This window comes from Nonomuraea sp. NPDC049725, assembly GCF_040674795.1.
GTDB lineage: Bacteria > Actinomycetota > Actinomycetes > Streptosporangiales > Streptosporangiaceae > Nonomuraea > Nonomuraea ceibae.
Map to the genome: position 1 here is coordinate 328,586 of NZ_JBFANJ010000002.1, position 13,377 is coordinate 341,962.

The 13,377-nt window shown below is 73.3% G+C and carries 16 protein-coding genes; 3 read left to right on the plus strand and 13 right to left on the minus strand.

Going from position 1 to position 13,377, the window contains the following annotated elements:
- Positions 1–19: 19 nt before the first annotated feature.
- The 4 genes from AB0J53_RS05910 to AB0J53_RS05925 are packed head-to-tail and all read right to left on the minus strand — an operon-like array spanning position 20 to position 1,529.
- Positions 20–325 (minus strand): hypothetical protein, encoded by a 306-nt coding sequence (locus tag AB0J53_RS05910; protein WP_364168948.1) that lies wholly within the window; start codon positions 323–325, stop codon positions 20–22.
- Positions 326–382: 57 nt separating this feature from the next.
- Complete coding sequence (locus tag AB0J53_RS05915) at positions 383–712, minus strand: DUF202 domain-containing protein (protein WP_364168950.1); 330 nt, start codon at positions 710–712, stop codon at positions 383–385.
- Between the two features lie 51 nt (positions 713–763).
- Positions 764–1,090 carry a DUF202 domain-containing protein gene (locus AB0J53_RS05920; RefSeq protein WP_219506609.1) on the minus strand — a complete coding sequence of 109 codons (327 nt, stop codon included), beginning with the start codon at positions 1,088–1,090 and terminating at the stop codon, positions 764–766.
- 46 nt (positions 1,091–1,136) lie between these two features.
- Positions 1,137–1,529: a hypothetical protein gene (locus AB0J53_RS05925; protein ID WP_219506611.1), complete on the minus strand. Its 393-nt coding sequence runs from the start codon at positions 1,527–1,529 to the stop codon at positions 1,137–1,139.
- A gap of 86 nt (positions 1,530–1,615) precedes the next feature.
- Here AB0J53_RS05925 and AB0J53_RS05930 point away from each other — a divergent pair, with 86 nt between their 5' ends.
- Positions 1,616–1,873, plus strand: a complete 258-nt coding sequence (locus AB0J53_RS05930) for a UBP-type zinc finger domain-containing protein (protein ID WP_219506612.1) — start codon at positions 1,616–1,618, stop codon at positions 1,871–1,873.
- Here the strand turns inward: AB0J53_RS05930 and AB0J53_RS05935 are convergent.
- Positions 1,870–3,438, minus strand: a complete 1,569-nt coding sequence (locus AB0J53_RS05935) for a Na+/H+ antiporter (protein WP_364168953.1) — start codon at positions 3,436–3,438, stop codon at positions 1,870–1,872. The genes AB0J53_RS05930 and AB0J53_RS05935 overlap by 4 nt on opposite strands.
- A 70-nt stretch (positions 3,439–3,508) precedes the next feature.
- Positions 3,509–4,756 carry a hypothetical protein gene (locus tag AB0J53_RS05940; protein WP_364168955.1) on the minus strand — a complete coding sequence of 416 codons (1,248 nt, stop codon included), beginning with the start codon at positions 4,754–4,756 and terminating at the stop codon, positions 3,509–3,511.
- Between the two features lie 225 nt (positions 4,757–4,981).
- On the opposite strand from AB0J53_RS05940, the gene AB0J53_RS05945 reads away from it, so the two are divergent.
- Positions 4,982–6,949, plus strand: coding sequence for an ATP-dependent DNA helicase (locus AB0J53_RS05945; protein ID WP_364168957.1), 1,968 nt, complete (start codon positions 4,982–4,984; stop codon positions 6,947–6,949).
- A 51-nt stretch (positions 6,950–7,000) separates the two neighbouring features.
- On the opposite strand, the gene AB0J53_RS05950 is transcribed toward AB0J53_RS05945, so the two are convergent.
- The 5 genes from AB0J53_RS05950 to AB0J53_RS05970 form a co-directional block, all read right to left on the minus strand.
- Complete coding sequence (locus tag AB0J53_RS05950; RefSeq protein ID WP_219506616.1) at positions 7,001–7,756, minus strand: SGNH/GDSL hydrolase family protein; 756 nt, start codon at positions 7,754–7,756, stop codon at positions 7,001–7,003.
- 69 nt (positions 7,757–7,825) lie between these two features.
- Positions 7,826–8,914 (minus strand): 3-dehydroquinate synthase, encoded by a 1,089-nt coding sequence (gene aroB, locus AB0J53_RS05955; RefSeq protein ID WP_364168959.1) that lies wholly within the window; start codon positions 8,912–8,914, stop codon positions 7,826–7,828.
- Entirely contained in the window at positions 8,911–9,411 is a 501-nt protein-coding gene (locus AB0J53_RS05960) for a shikimate kinase (RefSeq protein ID WP_364168961.1), read from the minus strand. Before AB0J53_RS05960 ends, aroB begins: the two co-directional genes overlap by 4 nt.
- Positions 9,408–10,589, minus strand: coding sequence for a chorismate synthase (gene aroC / locus AB0J53_RS05965; RefSeq protein ID WP_364168963.1), 1,182 nt, complete (start codon positions 10,587–10,589; stop codon positions 9,408–9,410). Before aroC ends, AB0J53_RS05960 begins: the two co-directional genes overlap by 4 nt.
- Before the next feature lie 43 nt (positions 10,590–10,632).
- The gene (locus AB0J53_RS05970; RefSeq protein ID WP_364168965.1) at positions 10,633–11,268 is read right to left on the minus strand and encodes an A24 family peptidase; all 636 of its coding nucleotides are present in this window, start codon (positions 11,266–11,268) and stop codon (positions 10,633–10,635) included.
- A gap of 48 nt (positions 11,269–11,316) precedes the next feature.
- Here AB0J53_RS05970 and AB0J53_RS05975 point away from each other — a divergent pair, with 48 nt between their 5' ends.
- Complete coding sequence (locus tag AB0J53_RS05975) at positions 11,317–11,469, plus strand: hypothetical protein (protein WP_364168967.1); 153 nt, start codon at positions 11,317–11,319, stop codon at positions 11,467–11,469.
- Positions 11,470–11,506: 37 nt separating this feature from the next.
- Here the strand turns inward: AB0J53_RS05975 and AB0J53_RS05980 are convergent, their stop codons facing one another.
- Positions 11,507–12,040 (minus strand): SseB family protein, encoded by a 534-nt coding sequence (locus AB0J53_RS05980; protein WP_357589444.1) that lies wholly within the window; start codon positions 12,038–12,040, stop codon positions 11,507–11,509.
- Positions 12,041–12,216: 176 nt separating this feature from the next.
- The gene (locus tag AB0J53_RS05985) at positions 12,217–13,302 is read right to left on the minus strand and encodes an FUSC family protein (RefSeq protein ID WP_219506626.1); all 1,086 of its coding nucleotides are present in this window, start codon (positions 13,300–13,302) and stop codon (positions 12,217–12,219) included.
- Positions 13,303–13,377: the final 75 nt, after the last annotated feature.

Below are 13,377 nucleotides of genomic sequence, written 5' to 3' on the forward strand. Positions count from 1 at the left end.
CCTCCGTCATGTTAGGGAGTCAATAGAACCGTTTGGGCACCGGGCTCAGCAGCGGGGTGGGGTCGGGCGGCGCGGGTTCGCCGGACTCGACCAGCTCCGGATGGTGGGCGAGGTAGCCGTCGGGGAACATGACAGCCCCCTGGCAGCCACAGCGCGGGCAGACGACGCCGCTCGGCGCGGGCGGCGGCACCGCCACTCCCCCGCGCATCCACACCTCGCTCTCGGCTCCGTGCCGCCCCGGCACGTGCCGGACGAGGTAGTCCTCTTCCCAGACATGCCAGCAGCTCCGGCACTCGAAGGGCACGATCCTGCGCTCTTCGTCCATGGAGGTCACCTCCTCACTTCGAGTGTCCGCCTGCCGACGGAGTACCCGCAAGCGGGGTCAGCGAACGGCGATGACGAAGGTCAGGGCGCCGGCGACGACGGCGAGGGTGCCGAGCCAGGCGAGCAGCGCGTCGGCGCCGTTGTCGAGCGGGCGGCCGCCGTGCAGCGCCTGCTGGACGCGCCGGAAGCGGACGCCGGTCCTGATGAGCAGGACGGCCCCGCACAGCGCGGCGAGCGCGAAGGCGGCCAGGGCGGGCAGGGGCAGCCCGGCGCGGGCGGCCAGACCGGTGGCGCCCAGGCCGCCGGTGGCCAGCGTCACGGCGGTGCGCACCCAGGCCAGGCGCGTCCGCTCGCTCTGCAGCCCCCGGTCCCAGATCTCCTCCGACATCTCACCTCCCTGCCCGCGACGCCGGACGGGACGGCATGCGCGATTTGGCCCTCACGCGGCGAGCAGGATGAGGACGAGGGCGAGCACGGCCACGGCGGCGACGCCGTAGCCGAAGACCGCGGCCAGCGCGGGCGGCGGGAGCGGCGCCTCGGCGCGCAGGGCGCGCTGGATGTTGCGCCAGCGCGGGTAGGCCAGGCCCGCGGCCAGCGCCGACAGGGTGACGAGCACGACCGCGAGCACCGTGCGCAGCCAGGGGACGAACACGTCGGCGGGCACCGCCGCGATGGCCACGCCGCCCGCGCTCAGCGCCAGGGCGGTGCTCAGCCAGGTGAGAAACGTGCGTTCGTTGGCGAGGGTGAAACGCGGGTCGGGCTCCATGAGAAAAACGGTAGTTCGTACCTATTCTCCCTAGAGAAACCGGGATTCAGCCTCCGGTGCAGGCCGTGGCGACCTTCTCCAGATAGGCGGCCGTGTCGGTGCCGACCTTCTGGACGGCGTCGACCGCGTCGTTGGCGTTCTGGACGTTGATGCCGGCCAGCGTGCCGGCCAGCTTGTCGGTGGCTTCCTTGAGCGTGGTGTTGGCCGCGCCGTCGGCGACCTCGCCGAGCTTGGTGGCGGTGCTGTCGAGGGCCTTCTCCATGGCCTGCGGGTCGTTGGCCAGGGAGGTGAGCTGCGCGGTCAGCTCTCCGACGATCTTGGGAGCTTCGAGACAGGCCTGGGCCCGGTCGATCGTGTCGTTCACCTCACCGCATCCGGCGGCGAACACGAACGCGGAGAAGGCGAGCAGGGGCACGAAGCGGCTGCGTGGGCGAGACATATCTCGACCCTACCCAACAGGCCGCCGGTTGGGGCGGCACGGCGCCCGGCATCCGGCGGCCGTCCGGCCCGAAATAGGATCGGTTCATGGCTATGTGTGAGCATCTTTCCCAGGCTGACGACCCGCAGGCGCGCACTCCTGAGGGCTGCGAGGAGTGCCTGGCCTCCGGTGGCCGCTGGGTGCACCTGCGGCGCTGCCTGGAGTGCGGCCACGTGGGCTGCTGCGACTCCTCGCCCGGCAAGCACGCGACCGCGCACTTCCACGGCACCGGCCACCCGGTGGTGCAGTCGTTCGAGCCGAACGAGAAGTGGCGGTGGTGCTTCGTCGACAGCTCGATGGGCTAACGCTCCAGGATGGCCTCCTCGAAGTCGAGCTGGGCCATCACCTCGCGCAGCACCTCGTCGTCCAGCCGCCGCTCGTCGCGCAGCCGGACGAACACCTGCCGCTCGGCCTGGAGCATGTCGCGGCGCAGCCGCCTGTAGAGGGCGCTGGGCGTCTCGGCGCCGCCGTGGCCGGTGCCGCCGCCCAGGCGCTCCCAGGCCGACAGGGAGCGCCGCCAGGACTTCTCCCTGAGCTGGTCGATGACCTGCCGCTGGATCTCGTCCGGCTCGCCCTCGGCGGCGACCAGGCGGTCCAGCTCGGCCAGGCCGGCCTCCAGCGCCGCCTGCTGGGCCGACGCCTCGGCGAGGCGGTCCTCGTACAGCTCCTGCTCGCTCGACACGCGCAGCCGCCTGATCAGGGCCGGGAACGTCAGGCCCTGGACGAGCAGCGTGCTGATCACGGTGGTGAAGGTGAGGAAGAGCAGGATCTCGCGGTCCGGGATGTCGGGGATGAGCAGCGCGGCGGCCAGCGAGACCACGCCCCGCATGCCCGCCCAGCCGACGATCGTGAGCTGCTGCGGCGAGGGCGCCTCGTACCCCCGCCTGAACAGGCGCGGCAGGTGGGCGGCGGCGAACACCCAGGCGAACCGCACCGCGACCGTCACCAGGAACACCACGAGCGCGTAGAGCGCGACCTCCCACGGGCTGTAGCCGACGATGCCCTCGACCACGGTGACGAGCTGCAGCCCGATCAGCGCGAAGACGATCGTCTCCAGGAAGAAGTCGCTGACCTTCCACACCGAGTCCGACACCAGCCGGGTGCCGAACCCGCGCAGGTGCATCTGGTTGCCCAGATGGAGCCCCACGATCACGACGGCGATCACCCCGGAGGCGTGCACGCTCTCGGCCGCCAGGTAGGCGGCGAACGGGATGAGCAGCATCAGCGTGTTCTCGACCAGCGAGTCGCGCGTGTGGCGGAACAGCCAGGCGAACGCGTACGCCAGCGCCAGCCCGATCAGCACGCCCCCGGCGGCGGCCACGAGGAACTGCCAGCCGCCCTCCAGCAGGTCGATGCTGCCGCCGACGGCCGCCGCGATCGCCACCCGGTAGGCGGTCAGCGCGGTGGCGTCGTTGAACAGGCTCTCGCCGATGAGGATGGTCAGCGTCCGGCGCGGCAGCCCGAGCCGCCTGCCGACGGCCACGGCGGCGACCGCGTCGGGCGGCGCGATGACGGCGCCGAGCGCGAACGCCGCCGCCAGCGGCACGGCGGGCAGCATGAGGTGCACGACCAGGCCCACCACGACCGTGGTGAACAGCACGAGGCCGACCGACAGCAGCGCCACCGGGCCCCGGGCGTCACGCAGCCGCAGGTAGGAGCTGTCGAACGCGGCCGAGTAGAGCAGCGGCGGCAGGAACACGTAGAGCACCAGCTCCGGGTCCAGCCGCACCGCCGGGACCAGCGGCGACACGAGCAGCCCGGCCGCGACCAGCAGCAGCGGCGCGGGCCAGCCCTTGCGCCGGGCCACGGCCGCGAGCGCGACGGCGCCTCCGGCCAGCAGCAGCAGTTGCAGGCCAGTCGACGGGTTCACCGGCGGCTCCTCCACATATGGCGCCCAATTTGTCGGGCCAAGTGTAGGAAACGCCGCTAGTGGGTGGCGATCACCATTCGCGACGTTCGCCGCGATCGTCGTACGGCTGCTGCTCGGGGCGCAGCCGCTCGCCGGTGGAGAACATCGGGTCGCCGACGTACGGGCGGGTCATGTCGGAGTCCTGCGGGTGGTACGGCTCGGCCTGCTTGCCGAGGGCGAGCAGCGGGTCGACCGGATTGGGCGGCGTGCGCCCGTCGGCCCGGTCCTGCCCGTAACCGCCGCCCTGCCCGTAGCCGGGATCCTGGCCGTAACCGGGGTCCTGCCCGTAACCGCCGCTCTGCCCGTAGCCCGGGTCCTGGCCGTAGGACGGCTCCTGGCCGTACGCGCGGTCCTGGAAGGGGTCCTGGCGGCGGCCCGCGCCCGGGATGCCGTGCATCGGGGTGCCGAGCCCGGCGGCGGCCTGTACGGGCGGCTGGGGGCGGCTGGGGGCCTGCCGGCCCGCGTAGGGGTCGGCCTGGTGCTGCGGGTACGGGTCGGGCTGCCGGTAGGTCTCACCCGAGTGGTACGGCTCGTTCTGGTAGGACCCGGCCTGATAGGAGTCGGCCTGGTACGAGTCGCTCTGGTACGGAGTACTGGCCTGGGACGGGAAGCCGAGCGGGTCGGTCGACAGGGGCGGCGGGCGGTCGCCGGGCAGCTGGTAGACGGGCCCGGTGGAGGCGGTGGGCGACTCCTCGGCGTACTGGGGGCCGGTGAAGGGCTGCTGGTCCTGCGTGAAGTGGGGGCCGGACAGCGGGTCGCTGTAGCCGCTGTCGGTGTACTGCGGGCCGGTGAACGGCTCGGCGGGGGCCGGGCCGGTCAGCGGGTCGCTGTACTGCGGGCCGGAGAAGGGCTGGCGCTGCTGCTCGCGGGTGTCGCCGTAGGAGGCGACGAGCTTGTCCTGGTGGGCCGGGTTGCCCCGGGCCACGAGCACGTCGTTGGGCGACAGCGAGGCCGCGGGCCGGTCGTCCGGGGCCGGCTGGTGCTGGCCGGTCTGCGGCGGCCGGTGGTAGGTCCCGGTGCCGGGGATCACCTCGGTCCCGGGGTCCTGGGCGGGCACGGCGGGCTGCTCACCGGTGGCCTCGGCGAAACCGTCGTCGAGGGTGTCGAGCAGCCGGCCGACGTCGTCCATCGGCATGCGGAAGCTCGCCGTGCACATCTCCCCCCGCCACAGGCTGAGCACCAGCGTGCCCTCGTGCCAGGTGACACGGAGACACCGCTCCTGGCCTCGGGCATCGAAGAACACTTCGCCGAACGACGGCAACGGGACAACTTCCGACATGGCAGACATCCTGCACATCCAGCCCTAATACGTCCACTCAACCCCGGAGAAGCCTACAAAACCATCTCCACCGACACCCCCGCAGGTCACTCCACGACCAGTTGGAGCACCGACGGCCAGTGTGCCACGGGCGACGGCGGACGGGCCCGCGAACGCCGGGATGCGTATGGCCGATCACACCGCGTTCGGCGCGGCGACCTCGGAATGCGGGTAGCGTTTACTGCCGTGCCGGACTCCCATCTCCCGTCAGCGGACTCACTGCTCAGCATCGCGGTCGACGCTCTCGGAGGGAGCGAACGCCACGGCCAGATCAGCATGGTCAAGGCCGTGCAACAGGCCATCGAGGCCGAGGAGCACCTGGCCGTCCAGGCGGGCACCGGCACCGGCAAGTCCCTGGCCTACCTGGTGCCCTCGATCCGGCACGCCATGGACACCGACACCCCCGTGGTCGTCTCCACGGCCACGATCGCGCTGCAGCGCCAGCTCGTCGACCGCGACCTGCCCCGGCTGGCCGAGGCGCTGGCCAAGGAGCTGCCGCACGAGCCGACGTTCGCCATCCTCAAGGGCCGCCGCAACTACCTGTGCCGCTACAAGGCCACCGCCGGCTGGCCCGAGGACGACGAGCAGGACCAGCTGTTCGACCCGCGCGAGGTCAGCGCGACCGGCCGCATGGTCCAGCGCATCCAGGAGTGGGCCGACGAGACCGAGACCGGCGACCGTGACGAGCTGGTGCCCGGCGTGAGCGAGCAGGCCTGGCGGCAGTTCTCCGTCAGCGCCCAGGAGTGCCTGGGCGCCACCCGCTGCCCCAGCGGCGCCGAGTGCTTCGCCGAGCTGGCCAGGGCGCGGGCCGGCGAGGTCGACGTCGTCGTCACCAACCACGCGCTGCTGGCCATCGACGCCATGGGCGACCTGCCGGTGCTGCCCGAGCACGACCTCGTCGTCGTCGACGAGGCGCACGAGCTGGTCGACCGGGTCACCTCGGTGGTGACGAGCGAGCTGTCGGAGAGCTCGGTGTCGCTGGCCGTGCGCCGGGTGGGCCGCCTCATCGAGCAGCCCATCGCCGACCAGCTCCTGGAGGCCGGCGAAGACCTCAAGGCGCTGCTGGCCGCCGCCCCGCCCGGCCGCGTGGACGAGCTGCCCGAGGTGCTCGGCCTGACGCTCGCGCTGGTGCGCGACAGCGCCGCCCGCTGCCTGACCGCGCTCGGCCCGCGCGGCGGCGACAAGGACGACCCCGACCGCGCCGGGCAGCGCAAGGCCGCCTTCACCGCGCTCGACGAGGTCCACGACACCGCCGTGCGCATGCTGGAGGCCTACGGCCACGCCTCCGAGGCCGACCGGGCCGAGGTCGTGTGGCTGGAGGCCGGCACCGACCGCCGCCCGCCGATGCTGCGCGTCGCCCCGCTCAACGTGGGCGGCATGCTGCGCGACAAGCTGTTCGGCGACCGCACCGTGGTGCTCACCTCCGCCACGCTGGCGCTCGGCGGCACGTTCGACGGCATGGCCCGGCAGTGGGGGCTGGGCGACAAGGGCTGGCAGGGCATGGACGTCGGCTCGCCGTTCGACCACCCGCGCGCCGGCATCCTCTACGTCGCCAAGCACCTGCCCCAGCCCGGCCGCGACGGCCTCCCCCAGGCCTACCTCGACGAGATCACCGAGCTGATCGAGGCCGCGGGCGGGCGCACGCTCGGCCTGTTCTCCTCCATGCGGGCCGCCAAGGCCGCCACCGAGGCGCTGCGCGAGCGCCTGGACGTGCCGCTGCTGTGCCAGGGCGACGACTCGACCATGCTGCTGGTCAAGCAGTTCGCCGAGAACGAGAAGACCTGCCTGTTCGGCACGCTGTCGCTCTGGCAGGGCGTCGACGTGCCCGGCCCGTCGCTGCGGCTGGTCATCATCGACCGCGTCCCGTTCCCGCGCCCCGACGACCCGCTCACCTCGGCCCGGCAGCGCCACGTGGCCGCCCGCGGCGGCAACGGCTTCATGACCGTGGCCGCCACCCACGCCGCGCTCCTGCTCGCCCAGGGCACCGGCCGCCTGCTGCGCTCCCAGGACGACAAGGGCGTCATCGCCGTCCTCGACCCCCGGCTGGCCACCGCCCGCTACAGCGGCTTCCTGCTGGGCTCGCTCCCGCCGTTCTGGCGCACGACCGACCCGGCCGTCCCGCGCGCCGCCCTCAAGCGGCTCGCCGCCGAATGACACGATCCCGTACGGATGCCGTACGGGATCGTCAGGTGAGCGGGCGGGCGGTCAGGACCAGACCGACAGCTCCGGCCGCTTGGGCGCGAGCCCGTCGCCCGAGGAGACGCCGCGCAGGCGGCGCGACACCCACGGCACCAGGTGCTCGCGCATCCACTGGGCGTCCTCCTTGCGGCGGGCGCGCGGATCCACGGCCCGCTCCGGCCACGACTTGTGCCAGTCGTCGAACGGGACGCCGAGGATGTCGAGCACGCGGGCGGCCACCAACCGGTGACCGTCGGCGTTCATGTGGAGGCGGTCCTCGCTCCACGCCCGCCAGTCGCGCAGGCCCTGCATCGACCACTGGTCCACCAGGTGGCAGCCGTAGAGGTCGGCGATCGAGCGCACGTGCAGGTAGAAGACGGCGAACCGGCCGCGCAGCCGCCGCATCAGCGGCATGTCACGCGGGTCGACGCCGGTGAACAGCAGCACGTCGGCGCCGCAGGAGCGCAGCTCGCGCACCGCTCCCGCCAGCCGCTTGGCCATCACGTCGGGGTCGCTGCCCGGCCGCAGCAGGTCGTTGCCGCCGGCGCAGAGGCTGACCAGGTCAGGAGCCATCTGCACGGCCGCGGGGACCTGCTCGGTGACGATCTGGTCAAGCAGTCTGCCGCGCACCGCCAGGTTGGCGTAGCGGAACGACGGATCGTCCTGTGCGAGCCGTTCTGCGACCCGGTCGGCCCAGCCTCGGTAGTGGCCGTTGGTACCGGGGTCGTTCAAGCCCTCGGTGAAACTGTCACCGAGCGCCACGAAGGAGCCGTAATGCCTCATGACCTGCTGTTCATCTCCGCTTTTTCGTCGTGCCGCGGCGTGGGCCACGACTGTAGTGGCCCACACACGTTAATGCCCGGTGACACGCGCGACGGCACGGTAGGCGGCTTCCAAAAGCTCCTCGGGCGGGTCCTCCAGCCGGCCGGGCCGGGCCAGGCCGTCGAGCACGACGAAGCGCTGCTTGGCGCCGCGGTTCTTCTTGTCGAGGCGCATGTGGTCGCGCAGCCTCGGCCAGGCGTCGGCCGGGTAGGCGGTGGGCAGACCGACCGACGTCAGGATGGCGCGGGTGCGCTCGACCAGGTCGGGCCCGACGCGGCCGTCGAGCCGGGACAGCTCGGCGGCGAACACCATGCCGATGGCGACCGCCTCGCCGTGGCGCATCCGGTAGCTCTCCGCGCGCTCGATCGCGTGGGCGAGCGTGTGGCCGTAGTTGAGGATCTCGCGCAGCCCGGCCTCGCGCAGGTCGGCGCCGACCACGTCGGCCTTGACCTGGATCTTGCGCTCGATCAGCTCGCGGGTGTGGCGGCCCTCGGGCCTGGTGGCGGCGTCGGGGTCGTCCTCGACGAGCTCGAGAATCCGCGGGTCGGCGATGAAGCCGCCCTTGATGATCTCGGCGAGGCCGGCCACGTAGTCTGCGCGCGGCATGCTGGGCAGCGTCGCCAGGTCGCACAGCACGCCCGCCGGAGGCAGGAAGGTGCCGACCAGGTTCTTGCCCTCGGGGGTGTCGATGCCGTTCTTGCCGCCGACGGCCGCGTCGACCATCGCCAGCAGCGTGGTGGGGACGAGCACGACCTGCACGCCGCGCAGCCACGTCCCGGCCACGAACCCGGCCAGGTCGGTGGTCGCGCCGCCGCCCACGCCGACGACCGCGTCGGAGCGGGTGACGCCGTGGCGGCCGAGCGCCGACCAGAGCTGAGCGGCCACCTCGACGGTCTTGGCCTGCTCGCCATCGGGCACCGGCAGCGCGACCACGTCGAACCCGGCGTCGGACAGCGCCGCGCACACCGGCCGCGAGATCTCCGGCAGGCTCTCCGGGTGGATCACCGCCACCGTGCGCACCCCGGGCCTGAACAGCCCCGGCAGCTCGCCGAGCACGCCCGTGCCGACGACGACCTCGTACGGGCTGTCGCCGCGCACGGCGATCCGCGTCACGCTCATGCCCCCAGGCCCTTCAGGATCTCGTCGGCCAGCTCGTCGGGCTCACGCCCGCCGGTGTCGACGGTCAGCACGGCCAGGCGCTCGTAGACGGGCCGGCGCTCCTCCATCAGCCGCTTGAGCTGGCTGCGCGGGTTGAGCACGAGCAGCGGCCTGGCCGAGGCGAGGCCGACCCGCTGCACCGCGTCGGCCAGGCCGACCTGAAGGTAGACGACCGGGTGGCCGGCGAGCAGGGCCTGCGTCTCCTCGTGCAGCACGGCGCCGCCGCCGAGCGCCAGGACGCCGTCGTGCTCGGCCAGCGCCCGCCGCACCGCCTCGTGCTCCAGCTCGCGGAAGCGCTCCTCGCCGTCGTCGATGAAGATCTCGCTGACGGGCTTGCCCGCGACGGCCTCGACGTCGGCGTCGGTGTCGCGGAAGGCGACGCCGAGCCGCTCGGCGAGAAGGCGGCCGAGAGTGGTCTTGCCCGACCCGGGCGGGCCGATCAGCACGGCCTTGGTCATTTGATCACCATGGATGAGAGGTAGCCGGACAGGTTGCGGGCGACTTCCTCCACGGAGTCGCCGCCGAACTTCTCCAACGCGGCGTCGGCCAGCACCAGCGCCACCATCGCCTCGGCGACGATGCCCGCCGCCGGGACCGCGCACACGTCGGAGCGCTCGTGGTGGGCCTTGGCGGCCTCGCCCGTCTTGACGTCGATCGTGGCCAGCGCCCTGGGCACGGTCGAGATGGGCTTCATCGCGGCGCTGACGCGCAGGATCTCGCCGTTGGTCATGCCGCCCTCGACGCCGCCCGCCCGGTTGGTGACGCGCCGCACGCCGTCGCCCGTGGTGTAGGCGATCTCGTCGTGGGCCCGCGAGCCGGGCCTGCGGGCGGTCTCGAAGCCGTCGCCGACGGCCACGCCCTTGATCGCCTGGATGCCCATGAGCGCGCCGGCCAGCCGCGAGTCGAGGCGCCGGTCCCAGTGCGTGTAGCTGCCCAGGCCGGGCGGCAGGCCGTAGGCCAGCACCTCGACGACGCCGCCGAGCGTGTCGCCGTCCTTGTGCGCCCGGTCGATCACCTCGACCATGGCGGCGCTGCCCGCCGGGTCGGCGCAGCGGACCGGGTCGGCGTCGACGCGAGCCAGGTCATGGGGGCCGGGCAGCTCGTCGGCCGGCGTGACGGCGTCGCCGATCGAGGTGACGTGGCTGACGATGTCGACGCCGAGCGCCTGCTTGAGGAAGCGCCTGGCCACCTCGCCGAGCGCGACGCGGGCCGCCGTCTCGCGGGCGCTGGCCCGGTCGAGCACCTGGCGGGCGTCGTCGAACCCGTACTTCTGCATGCCGGCCAGGTCGGCGTGGCCCGGCCGGGGCCGCGAGCGCGGCGCGTTGCGCGCCAGGCCCTCCAGCTCCGCCGGGTCGACCGGGTCGGCCGACATGACCTTCTCCCATTTGGGCCACTCGGTGTTGCCGATGCGGACGGCGACGGGGCTGCCCATGGTGCGGCCGTGCCGCACCCCGCCCACGATCGTCACCTCGTCCTGCTCGAACTTCATGCGGGCGCCGCGCCCGTAGCCGAGGCGGCGCCGGCGCAGCGCCTCGTCGATGGCGGCCGTGGTCACCTCGACCCCGGCGGGCAGGCCTTCCAGAACGGCAACGAGCTCGGGGCCGTGAGACTCTCCGGCAGTCAACCAGCGCAACATGCCTCCAAGTCTTCCATGCGCGGCCCAGTGGGATGTCCGGCGTTCATCCACCGAGACAGAGCCCGGCCAGGGCGCCGAGCAGCATGAACGGCCCGAACGGGAACTGGGTCGCGCGTGTCGCGCGCCGGGTGGCCAGCAGGACGACCGCGTACAGGGCGCCCAGGAACTGCCCGCCCAGCGCCGCGACGGCCCACGCCTGCCAGCCGAGCGCCCCGCACGCCAGGCCGATCAGCCCGGCCAGCTTGACGTCACCCAGCCCCAGGTCGGCCGGCCTGACGAACCAGAGCACGCCGTACGCGGCGGCCAGCGCGAGCCCGCCGAGCAGCGCCCTGGGCAGCTCCCCGGTGGGCAGCAGCGTCAGCGCCAGGATCGGGTACGACGGCAGCGTGATCACGTCCGGCAGGCGGCTGGTGCGCCAGTCGACGAAGGCCAGCGCCGTCCCCGCCACCGCCGCGTACACGTACGGCAGGCCGGCCCGCCAGGCCACGAGCACGGTCACGACCGCGGTGACCACCTCGGGCAGGGGCGGCCAGGCCGGGACCGGGACGGTGCGCACGAGGGCGCGCAGCGCGGCGCGGGCCTCGGCCCGATGGTCGGCGGGGTCGGGGGCGAAGGCGCCGGCCAGGGTCCTGACGTAGCGACCGGCGACGAGGCCGAGCACCCCCAGCAGTGCGAGCACGGCCCGACACTATTGCGGGCGCGGGCCCGGCCGTCGGAGGATTTCCAGATGGGCGGGGACGAATTCACCAGGATCGCCGTCGTCCTCTCGACCTTCGTGCTGGTGCCCGTCCTGCTGGAGCCCCTCGCCCGGTACATCGAGGGCAGTCGCGTGTCCATGGTCGACCAGGAGGAGCAGGAGTGGTCGGAGTCGGGCTCCTGACCCGCGTCCCGTCCGCGCGGGCTCAGTTCGTGCGGGCTCAGTTCGTGCGGCGGCGGAACCAGCGGCGTCGGGCGACCGGCTCGACGCGGGCGACGGTCACGCCGGGGAGCTGGTCGAGCGTGCCGGACTCGACGGCGGCCAGCGCCCGCAGCACGTCACCCTCGATCACGAACGTCACCGGGCCCGCCACGTCCACGACCACCGCCGCCGCCTCCTCCCCCACGGCCGCCCGGCACACCTGCAGCGTGCTCGCCTGGATCGGCCGGGCGTCGGGACGCCACCTGATCAGCGCCTCCGTGCCGGTGAACGCCAGCACCGCCTGCCTGCCGTCCTTGCCGACGAGCTTGGGCAGGGCCATCTCGCTCTCCTTCTCCTGCCGCAGGCCGTGCTCGCCCACCTCGGACTCGGTGAGCAGGGCCACGACGGGCACCAGGAGGCGGGCGCCGGTGAGCGCGTTGAGCACCCGGTCGGGGCCCGCCGCACCCCGCTGGTAGTCGTCCAGCGCGGCGGCCACGGCGGGCGCGACGCCGCCGTCGTCGTCGGGGTCCAGGGGTTGCGGAATGCTCGGCACAGCGTCCGAGACTACCCGCGCCCCCTCCCGCCCCGCCCACCAGGCTCACGCCGCCGATCCCGTACGACGACTCCATGGCGTGCGGCCGTGAGACGGGGTCAGGGCCGGACGGGTCAGAGAGGGACGGCCCGGGAGGGATGGTCAGTGGGCAGACGGGGCAGCGAGGGACGGGAGGGTCAGGGGCGGGGTGGGACGTTCACGGGGGGCAGGGCGGCCGTCGACTCCTCCTCGCCGGTGCCCGTCGCCCGGAGCAGGTCGACCACGATCGAGCGGAGCTGGGCCACGATCACGTCGGCGGAGAAGCCCAGGCGTTCGGGGCGCTGGCGGGTGGCGACGGCCAGCAGCGCCTGCCTGGCCAGCACGGGCTCGCGGCCCGCGCCCAGCTCCAGTTGCAGCAGCAGCGCCGCCTCCGACACCTCACGGAGCGAGTCGGCCAGCGCGGGCGGGGGCGGCGGGTACTCGCCGAGCGCGGCCAGGGTGCGGCGGGCCAGCACGCGGGCGTTCCTGAGCGCGTGGTCGACGGGCTCGGCGGCGGTCTCGTACCGGGCGAGCCTGGCGCGGCGGTGCCAGTGCATCGGGGAGATCATGATGATCTCCTTGCTGGTCTGCAGCGCCTGCTCGAACTCCTCCACCGCCGCCTGGGTGCCGCGCGCCTCCTCCAGCGCCTCGGCGGCCAGGTCGGCGTCGCGCTTCTCGATCGCCACCGCCGCCTGCTCCAGCGCCGTGGACAGCGCGTCGAGCACCCCGGAGGCGTGTTTGGCTGCGATCGTCAGCGGGCTGGCGGGCATGAGCGCCACGGCGGCCAGGCCGACGACGCCGCCGGTGAGCGCGTCGAGCATGCGGTCGAAGCCGCCCATGTCGTCGCCGGGCACCACCGCCGCGACGAGCACGGCCGAGGAGGCGGCCTGCGCGGCGAACAGCGCGCCGCTGTCGAGCAGGACGGCGGTCGCCATGGCCAGCGCCACCACGAGGGCGATCTGCCAGGGGCCGGAGCCGATCCAGGCCACCAGCAGGTCGCCGACGCCGACGCCGAGGCTGACGCCCACGACGAGTTCGGCCACCCGGCGCAGCCGCTGGCCGAGGCCGATGCCGACGCTGATGAGCACCGCGATCGGGGCGAAGAAGGGACGCGTGTGCCCGAGGAACTGCGTGGCGATCATCCACGCCACGGCCGAGCCCACGGCGGACTGCGCGATCGAGGGAGCCGTCAGCCCGAACGTCCGCAGCCGCTCCCGCATGTGATCGCCGAGCTTCGTACCCACCCTTCCCACCCTGACGGATCTTTATGACATTACGGTCACACAGTCCAAGGCGGGCGATAACGGCCAGTATTCCCG

Bases quoted from the DNA above. Each gene is read 5' to 3' on its own strand.
- AB0J53_RS05960 (WP_364168961.1), bottom strand. From the start codon at position 9,411: ATGACCAAGGCCGTGCTGATCGGCCCGCCCGGGTCGGGCAAGACCACT.
- AB0J53_RS05950 (WP_219506616.1), bottom strand. From the start codon at position 7,756: ATGAGGCATTACGGCTCCTTCGTGGCGCTCGGTGACAGTTTCACCGAG.
- aroC (WP_364168963.1), bottom strand. From the start codon at position 10,589: ATGTTGCGCTGGTTGACTGCCGGAGAGTCTCACGGCCCCGAGCTCGTT.
- AB0J53_RS05920 (WP_219506609.1), bottom strand. From the start codon at position 1,090: ATGGAGCCCGACCCGCGTTTCACCCTCGCCAACGAACGCACGTTTCTC.
- AB0J53_RS05910 (WP_364168948.1), bottom strand. From the start codon at position 325: ATGGACGAAGAGCGCAGGATCGTGCCCTTCGAGTGCCGGAGCTGCTGG.
- AB0J53_RS05940 (WP_364168955.1), bottom strand. From the start codon at position 4,756: ATGTCGGAAGTTGTCCCGTTGCCGTCGTTCGGCGAAGTGTTCTTCGAT.
- AB0J53_RS05925 (WP_219506611.1), bottom strand. From the start codon at position 1,529: ATGTCTCGCCCACGCAGCCGCTTCGTGCCCCTGCTCGCCTTCTCCGCG.
- aroB (WP_364168959.1), bottom strand. From the start codon at position 8,914: ATGAGCGTGACGCGGATCGCCGTGCGCGGCGACAGCCCGTACGAGGTC.
- AB0J53_RS05975 (WP_364168967.1), top strand. From the start codon at position 11,317: ATGGGCGGGGACGAATTCACCAGGATCGCCGTCGTCCTCTCGACCTTC.
- AB0J53_RS05915 (WP_364168950.1), bottom strand. From the start codon at position 712: ATGTCGGAGGAGATCTGGGACCGGGGGCTGCAGAGCGAGCGGACGCGC.
- AB0J53_RS05930 (WP_219506612.1), top strand. From the start codon at position 1,616: ATGGCTATGTGTGAGCATCTTTCCCAGGCTGACGACCCGCAGGCGCGC.